Origin of the sequence: Bifidobacterium longum subsp. infantis ATCC 15697 = JCM 1222 = DSM 20088, from assembly GCF_000269965.1 — a bacterium.
In the GTDB taxonomy this organism is placed as follows: Bacteria; Actinomycetota; Actinomycetes; order Actinomycetales; family Bifidobacteriaceae; genus Bifidobacterium; species Bifidobacterium infantis.
This window is the reverse complement of the sequence record NC_017219.1, coordinates 2,682,505-2,703,306: the sequence shown is the minus strand read 5'-3', so window position 1 is coordinate 2,703,306 and position 20,802 is coordinate 2,682,505. Positions and strand designations below refer to the sequence as shown.

The window sequence follows — 20,802 nt, the reverse complement described above, 5'->3', positions numbered from 1 at the left end:
CCGGCCTGCGGCCGAATCCGTCATGCCGCGGTGCGCACCACCGTCACGCCGTACGGCTCCAGCACCAGATCCCTGCCCAGTACCGTGCCGTCAAGCACCGACTCGCATCCGGCGAACGGCGTATCCTGCCACGCCGTGGCCGTATCCGCATGGTTGATCACGAACGTCAACGACTCCCCGCGTGACGGGTACCGCCGCGTAACCACCTCCACCGGCTCCGGCGAGACGATGCCGGTAACGCCGGCCCGGCGCACCACGTCGCCGACCACGGCGTCCATGCCGGCCTCGTCCAGCACCGCACCGGCGAAATACGCCGTGCCCGCGCCGAAATCGTTCACCGTCACCGCCGGCGTACCCCGGTAGAACACGTCGCCGGCGTAGGCCGCCAGAGGGCGCGCCCCGCCGTCGAGCTTGATCAGCCCGGCAACCAGCGAGACCCGGGACCCGTCCGTGTCCGCGTCCTCGCCCTCGCCCGAACCGAACACGACACGCACGTCGCGGCCGTCCGGGATCATGTCCATCTCCTCCATGCGCATTCCGCACACCTCACGGAACGCGCCCGGGTATCCGCCGAGGATCACGTTGTCATGCTCGTCGTGCATGCCTGCCATCACCGTCGCCAGGAACGTGCCGCCGGCGCGCACGAACCCCTCGACCAGCTCACGAACGCCCGGCTTGGCCATCATGAGCGCCGGCGCGACCAGCACGCGATAGCCCGCCAGCCGCCCGGCGTCAATGTCTTCCGGCACCACATCCACCGCGATGTTGCGGTGGTGGAACGGCGCATACCAGCGCCGCACCTGATCCGGATAGTCGAAGCCCTTCGGCAGCAACGAAATGTTCTCGGTCGACCAATACGAATCCCAGTCGAACATCAGCGCGACCGGCGCCTCGGTCAGACCGCCCACGAACCGCGCGCCGTGCGCCGCCAGCTCGCCGCCGAGCGCACGCACCTCGCCGTACACGCGCTCGTCCTCGCGCCCGCCGTGCGAGATCACCGCGCCATGGTACTTCTCGAACCCGCCGCGCGACTGCTTGAGCTGGAAATACTGCACGGTATCCGCGCCATGCGCGACCGCCTGATAGCTTTCCGCACGCATCCGCCCGGGCGCGCGCAGTACGTTGCACTCCTGCCAGTTCGTCTGGTTCGGCGTCGACTCCATGAGCATGAACGGCCTGCCGTCGCCCACGCCGCGCATCAGATCGTGCTTGAACGCATTGTCGGAAGGCGTGGTGTGCGGGAACGGATAATCGTCCCAGCTGATCACGTCCATCTCGCGCCCCCAACGGAAATAATCGGCACCCTCGTAGGTGTCCATGAGGTTCGTGGTGATCGGATGCATCGCGTCGAACGCGCGGATCGCGTCGCGCTCGGTGACGTAGGTGCCCAGCAGCGAGTCGGACTGGAACCGCTTGTAGTCGATGCTGCAGGCGGACAGAGTGGCGCGCTCGCCGTCCAGTCCGTCGCTGATCGCGTTCGGCGGTAGGATCTGGGCGAAATCGGCGTAGGTATGGCTCCAGAAGTTCGCGTTCCACGCGCGGTTCAACGCCTCGATCGAACCGTACTTGCGTTCGAGCCAGACGCGGAAGGCGGCGGCGCAGTTGTCGCAGTAGCAGCGGCCGCCGAGCTCGTTGGAGATGTGCCAGGCGATCAGATGGTCGTTGGCGCCGTAGCGTTCGGCGAGCTTGCCGGCCAGCGCGCCGGCCAGGCGCAGGAAGTTCGGCGAATTCGGGCAGGCGTTGTGCCGCACGCCGAAGCGGTGGCGACGGCCTTCGTAGTCGGTGCGCGTGGCGTCGGGGTAGCGTTGCGCGATCCATGCGGGTAGCGCGCCGGTGGACGTGGCCAGGACGAAGCCGAAGTCGTGCGCGACCAGCAGGTCGACGATGCGGTCGAGCATGGCGAAGTCGTAGCGGCTCTCGTCCGGCTGGATCAGCGCCCAGGAGAACACGTTGATGGTGGCCTCGTTGATGCCGGCGCGTTCGAGTTTGGCGATGTCGTCCGCCCAGGTGGATTCGTCCCACTGCTCGGGGTTCCAGTCGCCGCCGAAGACGAAGCGGCCGCCCGGTGCGGTGATGGTCGGTGCAGGCGATGCGGGTGATGCGGGTGATGCGGGTTGGGTGTGTGCCATGGTGTCGGTCATGATGCGTACTCCTTTGCGATGACGATGATGCGGCCTGCGGCCGGTCTCGGCGTTGTGGCCGGCGTGCGGCGGACTCGCGTTGGGGTGGTTCGGCGTCGCGCCGTCGGGAGCGGCGGTCCCCGTGTGTGGTGACGTTGCCCCTTCAGCGTTAAACCGATTTAATTCCTGGTGGCCATTATGTACGTCGAGGTTGTCTTCGTCAAATGGATGATTGAAGGTGTCGGCAGCTGCTCGGTGAGATGCCGAAAAGCCCATAAATACCTAAGGAGGACGCCATGGCGGTGACGATGCGTGATGTCGCGAAGGCGGCGGGTGTCTCTCCTGCGTCCGTGTCGTTCGCCCTGCGCGGCGATCCCAGAATTAAACAAGAAACGGCACGGCACATCATCGACGTGGCCAATCGGATGAACTATTCGGTCAACATCACTGCCAAGAGCCTGCGTTCGGGGCGAACCGGCGTGATCGAGGCCGCCGTTTTCCAGCTTGACCGGCCGTTCTACGCGCAGCTGCTCGCCGGCGTGTCGAATGCGGCGTTCGACCGCGGCATCCAGGCCGTGGCGCAGCAGATCTCGACCGGCAAGGTCGGCCATGAGAAAAGCATCCTCGAGAAGGTCGCCAACAAGTTCTGCGACGGCGTGATCCTGAGCGCGGGCGGCCTGAGCGACGCCGAGATCATTGAGCTAAGCAGGGGCAAGCCGGTGGTGCTGCTCGATGACCAGTCGTACCAAGGGCCGTTCGACTCGGTGTTCACACCGTGCGAGAACGGCGCCGAGGCCGCGGTGACGCACCTGTTCGAGATAGGGTGCGAGCGCGTCGGGCTGGTCGGTACGGACTTCATGCCGGCCGACCAGGCGCGCCGGTCGATGCACGTGGGCGACCGACGTCTGATCGGCTGCCATCGCGCGTTCGAGCGGCATGAGCGCACGCTGACCAAGGCCGACACGATCCAGCTGTTCGACTGGGACACCGACGACGCGTACCGCGCGGTTTCGCGGCGCATCGAGGAGGGGGACTTCCCGTTCGACGGGCTGTTCTGCATGACCGACGCGATCGCTTTCGGCACGTTGCGCGCGTTGCGCGAGCATGGCATCGGCGTGCCGGACGACGTGGCGGTGATCGGCTTCGACGGCGTGCGCGAGGGATCGTACAGCGCGCCGACGCTGAGCACGATCGCGGTGGACATCGACAAGCTTGCCCGCGAGGCCGTCGACATCCTGTGCGAGCGCATCGAGGAGGGGCGTTACGGCGCGCCGGCCATGCCCAAGCATGTCACGGTGGGTTATGAGGTGCTGGTGCGCGAGTCGTCCAACCGCACGCGCTGACCGGTCGTCCGGTGGCTGTTCGCGGTGGATCGCCGATCGGTGGGACAACTCGCGGCGTTTTTTGTTTAATTATTTTTCGTTGTCCGGTGCGATTCCGCGCGTTCCACAGCCCTTGTGTTTAAAAGGTTTTGTAACGAGTTGACGCCGTTTGAGCGGAGTGCTATAAATACAACTACAAGATTAAATCGGTTTAAAACCGGGCTCTTGCACGGAAGACAATGTGGTTTCTTTCGGCATACAACATGGCGTATGCCACCAACACAAAGGAGAGTTGCAATGTCAATGAAGATCTGGGGCAAACGAATGCTCGCTCTGGCCTGCGCGGGAGCGATGCTGGTCCCGCTGGCCGCCTGCGGCTCGGACGCCGACGCCGGCAAGATCCGGCTCAGCTACCTGAGCTGGGACAACGAGCAGACGTCCAAGCCGTACATCGACGAGTTCGAGAAGGAAAACCCGGACATCAAGATCGACTTCAGCTACGCGCCGCCGACCAGCGAGTACATCTCCACGCTGCAGACCCGCCTCGTCGGCAACCAGGCCCCGGACGTGTTCATCATCACCTCCGAGAATCGCGACGACCTCATCGACAACGGCTACGCCAAGGACCTGACCGACGAGTCGTTCATGAAGAACATCTCCCAGGCCAACAAGGACTTCGTAGGCCGCGACGGCAAGACCTACGGCATGTCGATCACCTCGTGGGTCTCCGGCATCGCCTACAATAAGGATCTGCTCAAGCAGGTCGGCTACGACGAGCCGCCGGCGAACTGGGATGACTTCCTCAAGCTGTGCAAGAAGCTCAAGAACGCCGGCATCGAGCCGTTCCTCGAGCCGAACGCCGACGAGCCGAGCCGCTTCATCGACGCCTTCCAGGGATCCATCCTCGAGAAGAAGGGCGTCGACCCGACCACGCTGTCCACGCAGGACAACCAGACGCCGGGCACCGACGAGCTCGAGGCCGTCAAGGAATACATCCGCCTGTACGATGAGGGTGGCGTGACCCGTGACACGGTCGGCATCAGCGGCGACGACATGAAGACGCAGTTCACCAACGGACAGGTCGCGATGATCGTCGACGGCGCGTGGGACTTTGCCACCTTCGAACAGGCCGGCATGAACTGGGACTTCGCCCCGATGCCCAAGCTCGGCGACGACTACACGCAGTACGCGCAGGGCTCCGCCTCCCCGGCGTGGGCGATCTACGCGAAGCTCGACGGAGACAAGCTCAAGGCCGCCGAGAAGTTCCTCACCTTCCTGTCAAGCAAGTGGGCGCTGCAGAAGCATAACGACGCCGGCGACGCTGTCACTGTCGACGGGTTCGACGCTACGGTGATGACGCAGTACCAGAAGGTCTACGATCAGGACATCAAGACCGGCAAGTACTACCTGCACACCAACTTCTATTCGAAGCCGGACATTCTCAAGAGCGAACTCAAGGCGCAGAACCAGCAGCTGGTGCAGGGGCAGATCACGCCCGACCAGTATGCCAAGAACATCGACGCCAAGGTCGCGGCCGCGCAGTGACCCGCAACGGATCGCACATAATCACACATAGATAACTACAATCTCCGGTTCGTCATGAACCGTGCGCATGGTAATGGGGCGGCCTGTCGGCTGCGGCTGGTCGCCCTTCGCATGCCCGCAATCGGATTTCGGTCATAAGCCAATGTCAAAGGAGGATGGCATATGAGCGCAACAATGCAAGGCTCGGCGGTCGGCAACCTGCCGCCGTTGGACGAAGACCTGTATCGTCGGCGTCGTCGTGCGCGTGGCCTGCATGAGGACGTGACGTCGTTCTGGCTCCTGCTGCCGATCCTGGCGGTGTTCGTGGTTCTGTTCCTGGTGCCGTTGGCACAGACCGCGTACTTCTCGTTCACCGACTTCAACGGTTACAGCATGGACATGAACGGGGTCGGTCTGGACAATTACAAGAAGGTGTTTACGGATCCGTCCACCCTGCAGGGCCTGGGCTTCACGATCCTGTACGCGATCGTGGTGATGGTCGGGGTGACCGTGATCGCCATTCCGCTGGCGGTCATCCTCAACCGCAAGTTCGTCGGCCGTGATTTTGTGCGCTCTGTGTTCTTCTTCTTCTCGGTGCCGTCGCTGGCCATCATGGGCATGGTGTGGAAGTACATCTTCTCCCCGATGAAGACCGGCGTGGTCAACAGCGTGCTCGCGGCGTTCGGTTTGGGACCGGTGCCGTGGCTGTCGAACAACTCTCTGGCGAAGTTCTGCGTGATCTTCATCGCGATCTGGGCGCAGATCGGCTGGCATGCGACCCTTTACTTGGCGTTCCTGCAGGCGATCCCCGCGGACCTGTACGAGCAGGCGACCGTGGACGGTGCGAACAAGTGGCAGCAGTTCGCGCATATCACCCTGCCGCAGCTGATGCCGGGCATCGTGACCTCGACGTTCCTGCTCATGTCGGGCGGCCTGAAGGTGTACGACCTGCCGTTCACGATGACCAAGGGCGGCCCGGGCTATTCGACGTACACGGTCACGCAGTCGATCATCCAGCAGGGCATCGGCCAGTCGCAGTACGGCATCGGTTCCGCGCTGGCGGTCCTGTTCTTCATCGCCACGGGCGTCGTGGTGTTCCTTCAGATGGGCATTTCCAACCTGATCTCGAGGAGGTTCGAGTAAATCATGGGCAACAAGGCTTCTTCCGTCACGGCCGCGCCGAAGGGCATGAACTTCACGACGCGCAAGAGGATCGGTTCGGCGGTCACCAGCGTGGTGATGATCCTGATCGCGCTGGTATGCGCGGTTCCACTGTGGTACATCCTGATCAACACGTTCAAGACGATTCCGGACATGTCCGCCAACCCGCTCGGCCTGCCGAAGGAATGGACGATCAAGAACTACATCAACGCGTTCGAGACGGTCCCGGTGTTCCGCTCCCTGCTGAACACGTTGATCGTCACGTTCTTCGCGGTCGTGATCCAGGTGCTCGTCGGCGCCCTGGCCGCATACGGCATGATCCTGCGCAAGTCCACGTTCACCGCCGCGGTCGGCGCGATCCTGATGGTCGCGTTCGTCGTGCCGGCGCAGACGACGCTGATCCCCCTGTACCGCATGGAGGCGAACGCGCACCTGGTCAACACCTTGGCCGGACTGGTGATTATCTACCTGGGCGGAGCGGTGTTCTGCTACTTCCTGATCGTCGGGTACATGCGCAGCCTGCCGTTCGAACTGATCGAGGCGGCACGCATCGACGGCGCCGGCCCGCTGCGCATCTTCTGGTCGATTGTGATGCCGCTGATCCGCCCGATCCTGACGACCGTGGTCGTGTTCCAGACGATGGGCACGTGGAACGACTTCATGAACGCGAATGTGTTCCTCTCCAGCTCGGAACTGCGCACAATCGTGCTGCAGGTGTACAACGCGGTGGGCCAGTTCTCGACCGATTGGCCGAGCTTCATGACCATCACCGTGCTCGCCCTGCTGCCCGTGTTCGTGTTCTTCATCTTCTGCCAGAAGTGGATCGTCTCCGGCCTCGTCGCCGGTTCGGTCAAGGGCTGATCGGCTGATCGACTAGTCGGCTGGCTGATCACGGTATTAATTCCGGCTCCCCACTACGCTCATATCATCTCCTTCCGCGGCGTGTGGGGAGCCATGTTCTTCACCAGATAAGAATTTCCCATGGGTACTGTTGGCACTGTGCTACAAACATCGCCAAAACCGAGAGCCGTGCCTCGTGACGGCCTTCCTCATCGCGTGAATAACGCGGTACTGACCACTAATCCGCTGCGCAGGTATTGCGCCGACCCGAATCTTGCCATTTTCGATGGCCGATATTTCCTGTACTGCACCGATGACGGTGTGGATAATTGGGACACCACCGCGTTCAGTGTGTATGTGTCCGACGACTTGGCCACATGGGAGCGATATCCGGCGCTCGACTTGCGCGATGCGCCGTGGTGGGATGGCTCGGATGGTGCTTGGGCGCCTTCCGTGGTACAGCGCGCGGACGGCAAATACGTGTTCTACTTCGTGGCCGGTTCCCAGATCGGCGCCGCTGTGGGCGAATCCCCGTGCGGGCCGTTCGTGCCTGAGCCCGAACCAATCGTGCGCGAAGGTACGTTCGATTGCCACACCATTGACCCCGGCGTATACGTGGAGGATGATGGCACCCGGTACTTCCTGTGGGGCAACGGCATAGCTTGGGCCGCGCCGCTCAATGAGGACTGTCTGTCGTTCGACGAATCGCGCGCTTTCAGCTGGGTGCCGGGCGATTTCCGTGAAGCCATCTGGATTCACAAGCGCAACGGCATCTACTACGCCAGCTGGTCGGAGAACGACGCCCGAGAGCCGGAATACTGCGTCAAGTACGCGATGGCCGAATCGCTGCATGGGCCCTGGAGCGAACCGCGCGTGCTGATCGAACAAGACCCGGCGCGCAAGCTGTATGCCACCGGTCACCATAACATCGTGAATATTCCCGGCACCGACGAATGGATTATCGCGTATCACCGGTTCGCCTACAATCCGGCCGGTCGCTGGGCTGGAGGCGATGGCTGTCATCGCGAAGTGGTATTCGCGCCGCTTGACTACAATCCTGACGGCTCGCTGGTTCCCGTCCGCCCGCAAGTTGGTTCCTACGTGCGTTCGCTGACGTTCTGACCTGTAGGCTGTCTGTCTCTGTCTGTTCGTTGTCTTCGCCTTGCTTGCGTTTTGTACGTTTTATCTGTTTCGTGAGTTTCGTGCGTTCTGCGGATTTCACGCGTTTCGCGCAGTGCCGTACGCTGATCACCATTCAGCATGCGGCACTTTTGCATATCTCACGTGTTGCGGGAGATGCCGATTCCGTCGCACAATACGTAAAACGTGAATGAACCATTCACTATTCTTGTGTTTTTTGTGACTCAAAGTGCGTTTTGCATATGTAAAAACGTGAATGCTAAGATGATATCAGTATGTGATTGTGTGATGACCTGCGTGTTTTCAGTCATTCTCTACAAAAGAGGAGGGGAATATGCTCAAGCGCCATGCATATGACCAGTTGCTGAATTGGAAGAACCGTAAAACCAAGCAGGGCTTGCTGGTCACGGGTGCCCGGCAGGTGGGCAAGACCACGCTGATTGAGCAGTTCGGTGCAGACCATTATGAGCATGTGGCTAAGGTGAATTTCATCGAAATGCCTCAGGCGGTCGAAACGGTAAGCAAGGCCAAGGACACCGAAGACCTGATACTGCGGTTATCGGTACTTTCCGGCACGGAAATTACGCCGGGCAAGACTCTGCTGTTTCTTGACGAGATACAAGCGTGTGAGGACATGCTCACGTGGACCAAATTCCTGTCTGGCACCAAAGGATTGGATGTCATCGTTTCTGGCTCCCTGCTGGGCATTGATGTGTTCAATGTGCGCTCGATCCCGGTGGGATTCCTGCAGACGATGCGTATGTATCCGCTCAATTTCTATGAGTTCTGCGCTGCATGCCGGCTGCCTCAGTCCGCTCTCGATACGCTGCGTGAATGTTATGTGGATCGACGGGAGGTTCCCGATTATCTACATGAACGGCTCACCGACCTGTGGTACAAGTATCTGCTGATTGGTGGCATGCCCGACGCAGTGCAGTCATTCGTGGATTTTGCCGATATTGTCAAAGCCCGCAATACTCAGCAGGCCATATTCGATACCTATGAATACGACATCACCAAATATGTCTCCGATTTGGTGGAACGTCGCCATATCAAGAGCATTTACGAGGCGATTCCAAGTCAGCTCAATGCGGAAAACAAACGATTCAAGTTCTCCAAGTTGGGCAAGAATATCAGGTTCGCTCATATGCAGACGGCGTTCGATTGGTTGGCGAACGCAGGTATTGCCTTGCCTACTTCGCGCGTGCAGGACCCTGAATACCCGCTGACGGAGCATGCCGACGAGAACACGTTTAAACTGTACATGAACGATGTCGGTTTGCTGACCTCCCGTTTGATGCGCAGTGTGGACTTAGAGATTGTGAATCACCGATCCAGTATGAATTACGGGTCGATTTTCGAGAATGCAGCGGCTCAGGAACTGTTTGCACAGGGATTGGAACTGCATTACTTCAACCAGAACCGTATTGGTGAAGTTGATTTTGTAGTGCAGCAAGGTCTGGATGATATTTCACTGGTTGAAATCAAATCGGGCAAGGACTATACGCGGCATCGGGCCATGAACAACCTACTGGATACCGACAATTATCGGTTTGCCCATGCCTACGTGTTCCATGATGGCAACGTGGAGACTGTTGGCCGAACCGAATACCTGCCCATATATATGCTGGGTTGTTTGAGCGTGATGTAACGCGCACCACTTTCCCGGGAATGTGTCGCGGATTGGGCCTGTTGCCCGGTCTAGCGGTTCGGTCCATTGACCCAGCCTGTTACTTCACCCTTACCGTCCGCAATGGAGTGAACCGACTAATCCATATCCGCAAAATCGACAAGCGTCACTGTACCGTCTTGCGCCGCGCGGGCGGCGACATGCTCGTCGAAGCCTGATTTGGAGAACAGCATGTAATGGCTGGTTTCGGGGTGCAGCAGTCTGGCGCGATTGCGCAGCACTTCCAACTGCTGCAGACCGGATGGCACGCTGCGCCATTTGCATTCGCAGAATAGGAGAGTTTTCGGTTTTTCTCCTGAAGCCACGATGTCAATTTCCTCCTGACTGCGGGTGGTCGGATTGGCGCCCCACCAACGTCCGGCATCAAGCATGAGGAAAGGCAATGCCTCGGTACCGTTATGGGACCATATCCACTGAACACAGATGTCTTCGAACACCTGCCCCATAAAGTCGGAGATAGTGCGCATAACACGGTCGGCGGCGAGATCGGCATGACCGGATTGAATGAGGGACATGTTGTTCGGCACATATCGGTACCAGAATCGGAAGAACGAGTTCTCGATACGGTAGATCGTCTTGCGAGGAGCGTCCTCGCCGAAAGGTGTCTCCTTGCGAACGATTCCCAGATCGATGAGATTGCGCAAATAGGTGGCGCATGAGGACGATTCCATATGGCATGCGGTGGCGATGGTGTTCGACCGAGATGCCCCGGAGGCAATGGCCTGGATTACGGCGTTGTACTCGGCCGGACTGCGCAGCTCCTGCTTCAGCAAGTTGTCTGGCTCCTCAAACAGATAGCAGCTTGGGTCGAGGATGTTCCAACGGATGTTGTCTCGGATGCTGATGCCGTCGTCCAGTTGCCGAAGATACTGCGGGATACCGTCGGTAAGTCCGTAAGCAATGGCGGCGTCCTCGTTGCTGTATCTTGGCAAGAACTTGCGGACATCGGCGTAGCCGAATGGCTCCACTTTGATTTGAGCGGTGCGTCTGCCGTACAGGGGGCTCTCATACCCAAGCACCTGGCGCTCCATGAACGACATGGAAGAGCCGCATAACACCATCATGAGCTGACTGTCATCCTTATGGCGGTCGATGGCATGCTGCAGGACCGAATTGATGGTCCGGTCTGCTTTAGCCAGATATGGGTACTCGTCGATGACGAAGGCGATGCGTTGCTTTGCGGCCAGCGCGAACACCGCTTCCAGTGCGGATTCAAAGCTGCGGTATACGGGCGCTGTCTCGAACGCCTCTGAGCCCTTTTCATACAGAGCAATGCTGCGGCTTAACGATTCGAGATTCTTGGAAGCGCTGGATTCGATTGCCGAAAAGAAAATCGTGGGGCGATCTTCGAGGAAGCGGTTGATGAGTGTGGTCTTGCCCACGCGGCGACGGCCGTAGGCCACGACGCACTCGAACTGCTGTGAGCTCCAGCGGCGTTCCAGTGCCGAAAGCTCCTTATCTCGCCCGACGAACATGGCCCTTGTCTCCTTGCTTTGCTGTCTGCCTGGTGCACACGCGCAAATTATAGAATCGTAATTTACTTAATTATGATTCTATAATTTGGTCGACTGGTATGCAACAGGTCTCGAGCGTGCATTGCCGCATGCGCAACGTTTCGCGCGACACATTCCGGGGAATGCGTCGCGAATTGGGCCGTGCCGCGTTGCTAAGGCGGGGAACACGCAGAGTTGTGGGCTGTTGCGATTGGACGCAGGCCGTCTAGACTAGTACGCGTTTGCGAAAGTCGAACGTGCTTCGACCGATGAAGGAGAGCTCCGGTCGTGCGGCCAATGACAGGCGCAGTGCGAAGCACGGCTGATCGTGAATCGTGGCGGCAGCGATTGCCGCGTGCGGCGCAGGAGCATGCCGCACCATACCATAAGCAAACAATCCCCAAGAAACGGTGATCCCCTCACATGTACGTCGATCCGGGAATCAATACCAGTGCAAGCAACCTCAAATGGGTGCTGCCATACTGCAAACCAGACCTGCCCCGCGTGGTAGGCGCGCTTCTACTGTTCATCGCCAATAACACGATGGCCCTGACCATTCCGATTCTGTCCGGTATCATCGTGGACCGCGTCATCGTCGGCGGACATGCCGACGAACTGCCACGTCTGTGTGGACTGATGATCCTCATGACCATCATCCGCGTGGGCGCGCGATACGGCTACCAGATGTGGATGGAGCGTTTCGGCCAGAACTCGGTCTACCGCCTCGTCTCCGATGAATACGAGAAGCTGCACGAGCTCGACTTCACGTACTTCAACCACACACGCACCGGCGACATCATGAGCCGCCTGACCTCCGACACTGACGCGATCCGCCACTGCCTGAGTTGGGTGAGCTATCAGATCGCCGACTGCGTGGTCATGTTCGTGGGCGCCCTGTGTGTGATGTTCGCCATCGACTGGCGACTCGCGCTCGTCCTGGCCTGCGTCACGCCGTTCATTTTTGTGCTCACGCGCGGCCTGTCCACGCACGCCCACCCGCTGTTCTTCGCTATCCGCAACTCGCTGGCCTCCCTCAACTCCATGGTCGAAGAGAACATCGAGGGCAACCGTGTGGTCAAGGCATTCGTGCGCGAACCGTACGAGACCGAAAAGTTCGACGAGCACAACGACGACTACATGCAGCGCAACATGGCCCTGGCCTACAACTCGCGCAGGTACATGCCCTGGCTGGACGGCCTTGGCTTCTCGCTGCAGCTCATCACGCTCGGCCTCGGCGGCTTTCTGGTCATCAAGGGCTACATGACCCTTGGCAATCTGGTGAGTTTCAACTCCTTCCTGTGGATGATCGACGGCCCGGTGCGCCAGTCCGGCTGGCTCATCAACGACTGGCAGCGATTCAACGCCAGCTGCATCAAGATCCGCAAGCTGCTCAACGAACAGCCGCGCATCGTGGAGAAGCCCGACGCGGTCGAAGCCGTCAAGCAGGCGGTCACGATCGTCGAGCAAGTCAAGCACGATGATGAGGCTACCGGGGCTACCGGAGCGCCCGGGGCTTCCGGAACATCCGGTGCCCAGCAGTCCGCCGAACGCAAGTCCTGCCCGCTGCACATCAAAGGCGACATCCGCTTCGACCACGTCAGCTTCGCCTTCCCGGACGACCCGGAGACCCCGATCCTCAAGGACCTCGGCTTCACCGTGCCCGCCGGCTCCAAGCTCGGCATCCTCGGCGAAACCGGCGCGGGCAAGTCCACGCTCGTCAGCCTCATCTCCCGCTTCTACGACCCGACCGTGGGCCATGTGCTCATCGACGGCATCGACGCACGCGACTGGCCGCTGGCCACCTTGCGCTCGCAGGTGTGCATCGTGGCACAGGATACCTTCCTGTTCTCCGACACCATCGGCGGCAACATCGGCTTTGGTGCCAGCGATGATAGCGACGACCGATATATCCGGAAAATGGCCCAGATCGCCGGCGCGGACAATTTCATCAGGTCGATGCCGCAGGGTTATGACACCGTCGTGGGCGAACGCGGCGTGGGCCTGTCCGGCGGGCAGAAGCAGCGCCTGTCGCTGGCCCGCGCGCTCGCGGACGATCCGTCGATCCTGATTATGGACGATACGACCTCGGCCGTCGATATGGAGACCGAGGCGGAGATCCAGAAGCACCTCAAGGAGATGGACGGCGGCAAGACCATCGTCACCATCGCCCACCGCATCTCGTCGGTCAAGGATGCCGACCTGATTCTGGTGCTCGAGCACGGACGTATCGTCGAACGCGGCACCCACGCCGAACTCGTGGCCGCACACGGCCGCTACTGGGACATCTACCACAAGCAGCTCGGACTCCAGTCCGGCGCTGCACAGGGGTTTTAGAAGAGGACTTATGGCACAACGCAATACATTCCGCGAGGATGAGGAGCTGGAGGAGTCCATCAACCTCCACGACATCGCTCGCGTCGGCAAATATCTCAAACCGTATATGGCACAGGTGGCGCGCATTCTCGTCGTCGTCATCTCGATGAGCTGCATCGTCGTCGCCGTGCCGTACCTGACCAAGATCATGATCGACGAGGCGATCCCGAACAAGGACCTCGGCAAGCTCGGCATCCTCGCTGTGATCCTCGCCGCGCTAATCGTGCTGTACGAGTTCGGGCTGCGCTACCGCACGGTGGCGATCACGCGCGTCGGCCAGCTCATGCTCAAGGACATGCGCCGCGATATCTTCACGCATATCCAGACGCTGCCCTTCAGCTACTTCGATTCGCGCCCGCACGGCAAGATCCTGATCCGCGTGGTCAACTATGTGAACACGCTTTCGGACACGCTGAGCTCCGGTCTGATCAACGTGATCTCCGACGTGTTCACCTTCGTGATCACGCTGATCGTGATGTTCGTGATCGACTGGCAGCTGGCCCTGTGGAGCCTGATCCTGTTCCCGGTGCTCATCATCTGGGTGCGCGTGCTGCAGATCTTCCAGCGGCGCGCCTTCCAGAAGCTCTCCAACAAGCAGAGCAACCTGAACGCCTACATCCACGAGTCGATCGCCGGCGTGAAGACCACGCAGACCTTCGCGCAGGAGCAGGCCCAGTTCAGGACCTTCCAGGAGCAGCAGGGCGAGGTGCGTTCCGCGTGGATGCACGCCGTGCACATCCAGTTCCTCATGTGGCCGGGCGTGCAGACCATCTCCGTGATGACCATCTCGTTCATCTACTTCGTCGGCGTGATGGGCTTCGGGGGTGTGAACGTGACCACCGGCGTGCTCATCGCGTTCGTCGGCTACGCGAACAACTTCTGGAATCCGGTGATCAACATCGGCAACTTCTACAACCAGCTCATCACCTGCTCGGCGTACCTCGAGCGCATCTTCGAGACGCTCGACGTCACACCGGAGATCCGCAACAAGCCCGACGCGGCGGACCTGCCGCAGATCCGCGGGCGCGTCGACTTCAACGACGTGGTGTTCCGCTACGAGAAGGACAGCCGCAACATCCTCAACCTCGTGGACTTCCACGTCGAACCGGGGCGCACGATCGCGCTGGTCGGCCCGACGGGCGCCGGCAAGACGACGATCATCAACCTGCTGTCGCGCTTCTACGACGTGTCCGAGGGCTCGGTGACGATCGACGGCCACGACGTGCGCGACGTGACGCTCGCATCGCTGCGCCGGCAGATGGGCGTGATGCTGCAGGACACCTTCATCTTCTCCGGCAACGTGCGCGAGAACATCCGCTACGGCAAGCTCGACGCCACCGACGAGGAAATCGAGGCGGCGGCGAAGGCCGTGCACGCGCACGAGTTCATCATGGAACTGCCCGACGGGTACGACACGGTGGTGGAGGAGCGCGGATCGACCCTGTCGGCCGGCCAGCGCCAGCTCATCGCCTTCGCGCGCGTGCTGCTCGCCGACCCGCGTATCCTGATCCTGGACGAGGCGACGAGCAACATCGACACGCGCACCGAGGAGGCGCTGCAGGCCGGCCTGCAGCATCTGCTCAAGGGGCGCACGAGCTTCATCATCGCGCACCGCCTGTCGACGATCGAGAACGCGGATGAGATCTTCTACATCGATCACGGCCAGATCGTCGAGCACGGCTCGCACGCGCAGCTGCTCGCCGCCAAGGGCGCGTACTACCGCCTCTACGAGTCGCAGTACGCGATGATTCGCGTGGCCAGCGGGGCGCCGGAAGAGTGACGAGATGTTGCGCACAAGGATGCGTTTAGCGGCGTTTCATATAGCGGGTGCTGCGACCGGCACCGATTTTGATGATCGTACCGGAGTCCAACAGTGATTTCAGCGTGCGCTCAATGGTGGTGGTGCTGGTATCGGGCATGCGAGCGAGAATATCGGCCTTGGAGAGTGGAACTAGGGATCGATCAAGCAGTGCTTCAATCCGCGTTCCCTTGGTGACTACTCGCGGTGCTCCCTGCGCTCTGCCGCCTGCCGTGAGATTGATGCGTTCGTCGAATTCCTTGCACGCGGACAGTATGATGCCAAGCAGGTAGTTCGTGAATGGCGCATAATCATTGGCGTTGTCGTCCCATCCTTGGGTGCTTGCGGCCAGCGCCTCATAATAAGTGCTTTTACTTTGCTCGATAAGGTGTTCGATACTGATGTATTTGCCGACCATATAGCCATTGCGGTACAACATCAGGAGCGTGAGTAGCCGACTCATGCGGCCGTTGCCGTCATTGAACGGATGTATGCAGGTGAAATCGAGAATGAACATGGCGACGGCAAGCAATGGATCGGTATGTCCATCTCGGATTGCTTGCGTGTAGGCGGAACACGCGCGTTCGATCAGTTCCGGTGTGACAAGTGCGGACGGTGGGGCGAATCGCACGGTGCTGGTCCCGTGTGCATCTCGTTCGATGATGACGTTGTCACTGTCCTTGAAATGCCCCGCAAAGGTCAGTGGTGTGTGCCGGAAGAGGTCGCGGTGCAGTTGAAGAATGACGTTCGGGGTAACCGGAATATAGTCGTGGCTTTCGTGAATAGCCGATAGCACGTCACGGTAGCCGGCAATCTCTTCTTCATTGCGATTGCGCGGTGTGACTTTCTCCGAGACGAGATCGTTGAGCCTGCTATCGCTGGTAGAAATACCTTCGATGCGGTTTGAGGCATCTGTGCTTTGGATGCGCGCGACGGCAACCAGCGTCTCCAATATATCCGGTCTGATCGTTGTCTGTATGCTTTGGCGCCCTTTTGCCTCGTGAATCGCGGCAAGCAAACTCGTGGTGTGCGGGGTGAGCAACGTCTTACCTGATTCGATGTAGTCGAATGATCTCATACCGCCTCATTTTCTGCATCATACGAACTTTTCTGCATCATATTTTATCAAAATGAGGTAGAAAATGGGTTGATGAGGCAGAAAAGGCGGCAGGATGGCGGCCATCTCGCTTGCCGGTTGCGCTACTTTCCCGGGAATGTTGCGCTCGTGGCAAGAAACGGCAAGTTCAGACGGACGAGATTGGCGGCATGTAATCGCTCGAAGGCTTGGCCCGTATGGCTTGGCCAGGCAGAGGTTGGCCAAGTGGAAGTTGGCCAGTGTAGAACGCAATCTGGGGAGGCGTTCCATGACAAGCAATACTTATCATTTGGGGGTGGTGCCGTTTTCTTGGACTGTGATTCGAGGGGGCGGCCATGGCGAAGTACAGCAAGGAGCAGCGTCGGTGTGCGGTTGAGTTGTATGTGCGGTACGAGTGCTGCGTTGCGGATGTGATCCGCGAGTTGGGTTATCCCAGTCGAGAGGCGTTGCGCATGTGGCATCGCGACTGGCTCGAGGAGCAGAGGACGGGGACTCGCCGTTGTGTGGAGGCGGTGCGGCTAATGCTGCTTTATTGAAAACTATCAGTGATGTGATAGGTGTATATGATTCCGCGAAGTTCTACCAGAATAAGCGATGGAGCTGAAGTGGCCGCACGGTCTTGCAATTCATAACGGCGTCAGTGGCGAAGGCAATATCAGCGCACTTCTCGCGGATATGATTCATCTCGCAACCTCCGACGAGATTCCTCGCCTGCAGGCGGCTATCATGTCGCATTTCCTATTCGAGTACATTCACCCGTTCTACGACGGCAACGGCAGGACAGGGCGGTATCTCCTGGCCCTTTACCTGAATCATGATCTGACCATGCCTACGGTACTGTCTTTGTCGCGCACCATTGCGGAGAACAAAAACGCCTACTACAAGGCGTTCGTGGAAGCGGAGGCTAAGCTGAACTGCGGGGAGCTCACGCTTTTCGTGAACACCCTCCTCGGGTTCATCCGTGAAGCCCAGGACGAGCTGATTGGCGAGCTCGAAATCATGGTTGACCAGCTTGACAAGGGCGAGACGATTTGCGAACGGCTTAGGCAGAAGCACGGTCTGTCTGCGAAAGCGGCCTCGATACTATACGGCGTAATCCAGGAGGAGATGTTCGATTCGATCGAGTCCATGTCGCTGGACGACGCCGCCCGCCAAATCGGACTATCCAAGCAAAGTGCGAGAACATACGTGGGGGAGATACTGGATGCGGGTCTCGTCGTTCAGTCCGGGAAGCGCCCGCTGAAGATACAGACGTCGGAATCGTTGAAAAGCATCCTCTCGACGGGAGTGAGCGAGGATTAGTAACTTCGTGCCATGGTTGTAGTAATGCCAAGATTCTCAGACACTACCGGATTTGTTCGTTTTTGAGGGACTGCGACATATTGGACTCCTACTGCAGTATCGTCCATATCGCGCTTCGTAAGAATGGAGATGATTCTCGATTATTCTTCCATCGAACGAGAGCGATATTCGCTGGGCGTGCATGCGAATTCGCGGTCAAACGATCCTCGCATGGTTTGAGAACTGGGGAATCCGGATTCCCGGACGATTTGATTGATTGGCATATCCGTGTTGGTGAGCAAATCGCAGGCCGCCAGCAGACGTACACGCGTTACGTAGTCTTTAAATGTCACTCCAGAATATTTGCTGAATATCCTTGAAAAATGCTCTCGTGAATATCCGAATTTCTGCGACACCTGTGCGGTGGATAGGGGCTCGCGATAATGACGTTGCACGTAGTGGCGTATTCGTCTAATGACTCGTCCATCCTGGAGTATGGTTTCATCCTCGGTGTCTTCTTGGTTCGCTGCAGCCAATGGTTTGGCGTAGTCAAAAACATTGGTAAGCATGGTGTAGAACCAGGAATTCGCTTCAAGGAACCGTGTCTGCTTGCCACTGATCAGTGCCGCAAACATTTGTTCGCAGCATTTCAGCAATTGTTGATGATCTTTTTCGCCAATGTAGTCGTAATCCAGCTGTTGTTGGATTTGGGTAATATACGGATATGACGGTAGCAACTCCGTGGGCGAGATCGTTACGGAAAGCGCCTGCGGTACAGCTGATGGTTGCCGAAGATCCTGAATAAGTTCGATGCTATGCAGGCAGCGTGGAGGAATCAGTACTACATCACCGGCATGATGCATCGAACGTTGGGTGCCTTTCATCACTGTGGCCCGACAGCGTCGGACGTATACCACCTCGAAGCCTTCATGCCAATGCAACCTGGCTTTGTCGAATCCCTGATGTGCGATGACCAGGGCAGGGAACTGCGGTGATGTGGTCAATAGTTCCTGATTGGTGCCCTTAACGTACTGCATATCGCCTCCTACCTAGGTCGCTGTTGGTTTGTGCGCCATCAGGACCTTACTGCATCGGCGAACCATGACGTTATCGTCATGGGGTGGGTGATGGCGGTACCGACTACGGCTGCCCAGGCACCCATTTCTATGGCTTTGGCCGCATCGGACGGAGTATGTATCCTACCCTCGCATATCACCGGTACGTGGGGGTGCCGCTCCAGCATTTGAGCGAGGAGCTCGTAATCCGGTCCTTCTGTTTTGGCGCGGGAATCGGTGTATCCAGCCAGCGTGGTGGAGATGATGTCGAATCCTGCATCCACGGCTGCATCGGAGTCTTCGATGCAGCCGCAGTCGGCCATCAGTATTGCGCCCTCGCTTTTGAGTTGCCGCGCGGTCTGCTGCAGAGTTAGACCGTCTGGCCGAGGCCGATCTGTAGCATCGAGTGCCACAATGTCGGCTCCCGCCATAATGCAGGCTCTGGCGTGGCGTAACGTTGGCGTGATGTATACGCCGTTATCGCCTTCCTTCCATATGCCGATGACTGGAACTTTTACTTGGCCTTTGATGGCGCTGATATCGGCAAGACCTTGGCATCGAATGGCGGCAGCGCCGCCGATTACTACTGATTGAGCGACTTGGGCCATGGTTTCGGGATGCCGCATTGGCTCGCCGGGATATGCTTGACAGCTGACTATCAGTGTGCCGTGGAGCGAATCAATAAGACGTTTCGAATAAGTATCGTTAGTATTCATATTTCTGCTCCTTATTTGATCTGAGGTCGGCGCACAGAGCTGATGTTGCTCCGATGAGAGGGGCTCTGCCGCCGAGTGTTCCTGTCAAAACCGGTGTTCGGGAAAGAATGCCCAAGGTCTGTCTTTGGATGCCTTGTTTCACAGATTTCATCCATAGCTCTCCAGAATGGACTACGGAGCCGGAAAGGATCACGGCATCGGGATCAAGGGCATTGATTAGTCCGCCAAGAACATCGCCGAGACTCGTGCCGGCCAGAGTGATACTGGTTACGGCTTCCGTACTACCTTGACTGGCCAGTTCGGCGATAGCGCGTCCATTGATGTCGGTGGGGAGAGTATTGTGTCCGTTCTGTTGCAGAGCACGTCGATAATTATCGGCAATGCCGGTACCTGAGGCGATTGACTCCACATGGCCCTCACATCCACATGAGCAGGATATACCAATGGCGTCGGGATGCGGCAGATGGCCGATATGGCCACAGGCTCCGTGGACGCCGCGTACCAGTTTCCCGTCGATGATTATCGCGCCTCCGATACCGGTGCCGATGGCGGCGACCAGTAGTGATTGGTATTGTCGTCCGCATCCCCAGTGCGCTTCACCAAGGGCGTGTGCCTGAACATCTCCGATGACGATGGCAGGCACGTTGAACGTTGCCGATAATTCGGCTTGCAGTTGAATACCGGCCCAACCGGGAATCAACGAAGTGGCTGATACCACCGAACCGTTGCCGTCAATGACTCCTGCGCTCGCTACACCGATCCCCAATAGTGGGAAAGGAATCTCACCATCGTCCAGACACTGGCGAATGGCTTGAACGACGCGTTGCAATACGGAGGTGCCGCCGAGACGTGCTTTCGTCGGTATGACGTACCGTCGAATCAACGCTGGCATGTCCCGCGGTCTTCCTTGTTCGTCGAGGTCTACGCACATGAGACCAGCGGCGATTTTGGTGCCGCCGATGTCCACGGATATCACCGTATGCTGATGGATTATGCTTGCAAAACTCATAGGCATCTCCGTTGGTGTGATTAAGCGGTATGGGCGACTGCACTGCGTCAGTTCGCCTCCGCTTTTATTGTTATCAGGCTTCCTCCGAGTACGACAACGACGCCTTGAACCATCGGTCACAAAATCATTCATTTGTATCACGCCCATAGCCCTGTTGCCAATGACCGGCAAATGCTCGCTCAAT

The 20,802-nt window shown here is 58.9% G+C and carries 14 protein-coding genes and 1 pseudogene; 9 read left to right on the top strand and 6 right to left on the bottom strand.

What is annotated here, in order from left to right; genetic code table 11:
- Positions 1-20: 20 nt before the first annotated feature.
- A complete protein-coding gene (locus tag BLIJ_RS12475; RefSeq protein ID WP_012578637.1) occupies positions 21-2,141 on the bottom strand; it encodes a beta-galactosidase in 2,121 nt (706 codons plus the stop codon).
- Between the two features lie 275 nt (positions 2,142-2,416).
- Here BLIJ_RS12475 and BLIJ_RS12470 point away from each other — a divergent pair, with 275 nt between their 5' ends.
- From BLIJ_RS12470 to BLIJ_RS12445, 6 genes are all read left to right on the top strand, one after another.
- Positions 2,417-3,463, top strand: a complete 1,047-nt coding sequence (locus BLIJ_RS12470) for a LacI family DNA-binding transcriptional regulator (protein ID WP_012578636.1) — start codon at positions 2,417-2,419, stop codon at positions 3,461-3,463.
- A gap of 276 nt (positions 3,464-3,739) precedes the next feature.
- The gene (locus BLIJ_RS12465; protein ID WP_012578635.1) at positions 3,740-4,987 is read left to right on the top strand and encodes an ABC transporter substrate-binding protein; all 1,248 of its coding nucleotides are present in this window, start codon (positions 3,740-3,742) and stop codon (positions 4,985-4,987) included.
- A gap of 162 nt (positions 4,988-5,149) precedes the next feature.
- Positions 5,150-6,109, top strand: a complete 960-nt coding sequence (locus tag BLIJ_RS12460) for a carbohydrate ABC transporter permease (protein ID WP_012578634.1) — start codon at positions 5,150-5,152, stop codon at positions 6,107-6,109.
- 3 nt (positions 6,110-6,112) lie between these two features.
- A complete protein-coding gene (locus tag BLIJ_RS12455; RefSeq protein ID WP_012578633.1) occupies positions 6,113-6,988 on the top strand; it encodes a carbohydrate ABC transporter permease in 876 nt (291 codons plus the stop codon).
- A 120-nt stretch (positions 6,989-7,108) separates the two neighbouring features.
- A complete protein-coding gene (locus tag BLIJ_RS12450) occupies positions 7,109-8,089 on the top strand; it encodes a family 43 glycosylhydrolase (protein WP_012578632.1) in 981 nt (326 codons plus the stop codon).
- Positions 8,090-8,441: 352 nt separating this feature from the next.
- The gene (locus tag BLIJ_RS12445) at positions 8,442-9,758 is read left to right on the top strand and encodes an ATP-binding protein (RefSeq protein ID WP_012578631.1); all 1,317 of its coding nucleotides are present in this window, start codon (positions 8,442-8,444) and stop codon (positions 9,756-9,758) included.
- Between the two features lie 116 nt (positions 9,759-9,874).
- On the opposite strand, the gene BLIJ_RS12440 is transcribed toward BLIJ_RS12445, so the two are convergent.
- Positions 9,875-11,272, bottom strand: coding sequence for an ATP-binding protein (locus BLIJ_RS12440; protein WP_012578630.1), 1,398 nt, complete (start codon positions 11,270-11,272; stop codon positions 9,875-9,877).
- 441 nt (positions 11,273-11,713) lie between these two features.
- Here BLIJ_RS12440 and BLIJ_RS12435 point away from each other — a divergent pair, with 441 nt between their 5' ends.
- Entirely contained in the window at positions 11,714-13,624 is a 1,911-nt protein-coding gene (locus BLIJ_RS12435) for an ABC transporter ATP-binding protein (RefSeq protein ID WP_012578629.1), read from the top strand.
- Between the two features lie 10 nt (positions 13,625-13,634).
- A complete protein-coding gene (locus tag BLIJ_RS12430; RefSeq protein WP_012578628.1) occupies positions 13,635-15,443 on the top strand; it encodes an ABC transporter ATP-binding protein in 1,809 nt (602 codons plus the stop codon).
- Between the two features lie 25 nt (positions 15,444-15,468).
- Here the strand turns inward: BLIJ_RS12430 and BLIJ_RS12425 are convergent, their stop codons facing one another.
- Complete coding sequence (locus BLIJ_RS12425) at positions 15,469-16,539, bottom strand: Fic family protein (RefSeq protein ID WP_012578627.1); 1,071 nt, start codon at positions 16,537-16,539, stop codon at positions 15,469-15,471.
- A 612-nt stretch (positions 16,540-17,151) separates the two neighbouring features.
- Here BLIJ_RS12425 and BLIJ_RS12415 point away from each other — a divergent pair.
- Positions 17,152-17,859: pseudogene (locus BLIJ_RS12415) on the top strand (Fic family protein); the annotation flags it as partial.
- A 140-nt stretch (positions 17,860-17,999) separates the two neighbouring features.
- Here the strand turns inward: BLIJ_RS12415 and BLIJ_RS12410 are convergent.
- From BLIJ_RS12410 to BLIJ_RS12400, 3 genes are read right to left on the bottom strand one after another with little or no spacing between them, the layout of a single operon-like run.
- Positions 18,000-18,875: an AraC family transcriptional regulator gene (locus BLIJ_RS12410; RefSeq protein ID WP_012578625.1), complete on the bottom strand. Its 876-nt coding sequence runs from the start codon at positions 18,873-18,875 to the stop codon at positions 18,000-18,002.
- Positions 18,876-18,913: 38 nt separating this feature from the next.
- A complete protein-coding gene (locus BLIJ_RS12405; RefSeq protein ID WP_012578624.1) occupies positions 18,914-19,609 on the bottom strand; it encodes an N-acetylmannosamine-6-phosphate 2-epimerase in 696 nt (231 codons plus the stop codon).
- Positions 19,599-20,618, bottom strand: a complete 1,020-nt coding sequence (locus BLIJ_RS12400; protein ID WP_012578623.1) for an ROK family protein — start codon at positions 20,616-20,618, stop codon at positions 19,599-19,601. Before BLIJ_RS12400 ends, BLIJ_RS12405 begins: the two co-directional genes overlap by 11 nt.
- Between the last annotated feature and the right edge of the window lie 184 nt (positions 20,619-20,802).

Bases quoted from the DNA above. Each gene is read 5' to 3' on its own strand.
- BLIJ_RS12445 (WP_012578631.1), top strand. From the start codon at position 8,442: ATGCTCAAGCGCCATGCATATGACCAGTTGCTGAATTGGAAGAACCGT.
- BLIJ_RS12425 (WP_012578627.1), bottom strand. From the start codon at position 16,539: ATGAGATCATTCGACTACATCGAATCAGGTAAGACGTTGCTCACCCCG.
- BLIJ_RS12465 (WP_012578635.1), top strand. From the start codon at position 3,740: ATGTCAATGAAGATCTGGGGCAAACGAATGCTCGCTCTGGCCTGCGCG.
- BLIJ_RS12405 (WP_012578624.1), bottom strand. From the start codon at position 19,609: ATGAATACTAACGATACTTATTCGAAACGTCTTATTGATTCGCTCCAC.
- BLIJ_RS12435 (WP_012578629.1), top strand. From the start codon at position 11,714: ATGTACGTCGATCCGGGAATCAATACCAGTGCAAGCAACCTCAAATGG.
- BLIJ_RS12470 (WP_012578636.1), top strand. From the start codon at position 2,417: ATGGCGGTGACGATGCGTGATGTCGCGAAGGCGGCGGGTGTCTCTCCT.
- BLIJ_RS12410 (WP_012578625.1), bottom strand. From the start codon at position 18,875: ATGCAGTACGTTAAGGGCACCAATCAGGAACTATTGACCACATCACCG.
- BLIJ_RS12430 (WP_012578628.1), top strand. From the start codon at position 13,635: ATGGCACAACGCAATACATTCCGCGAGGATGAGGAGCTGGAGGAGTCC.
- BLIJ_RS12440 (WP_012578630.1), bottom strand. From the start codon at position 11,272: ATGTTCGTCGGGCGAGATAAGGAGCTTTCGGCACTGGAACGCCGCTGG.
- BLIJ_RS12460 (WP_012578634.1), top strand. From the start codon at position 5,150: ATGAGCGCAACAATGCAAGGCTCGGCGGTCGGCAACCTGCCGCCGTTG.
- BLIJ_RS12400 (WP_012578623.1), bottom strand. From the start codon at position 20,618: ATGAGTTTTGCAAGCATAATCCATCAGCATACGGTGATATCCGTGGAC.
- BLIJ_RS12450 (WP_012578632.1), top strand. From the start codon at position 7,109: ATGGGTACTGTTGGCACTGTGCTACAAACATCGCCAAAACCGAGAGCC.
- BLIJ_RS12455 (WP_012578633.1), top strand. From the start codon at position 6,113: ATGGGCAACAAGGCTTCTTCCGTCACGGCCGCGCCGAAGGGCATGAAC.
- BLIJ_RS12475 (WP_012578637.1), bottom strand. From the start codon at position 2,141: ATGACCGACACCATGGCACACACCCAACCCGCATCACCCGCATCACCC.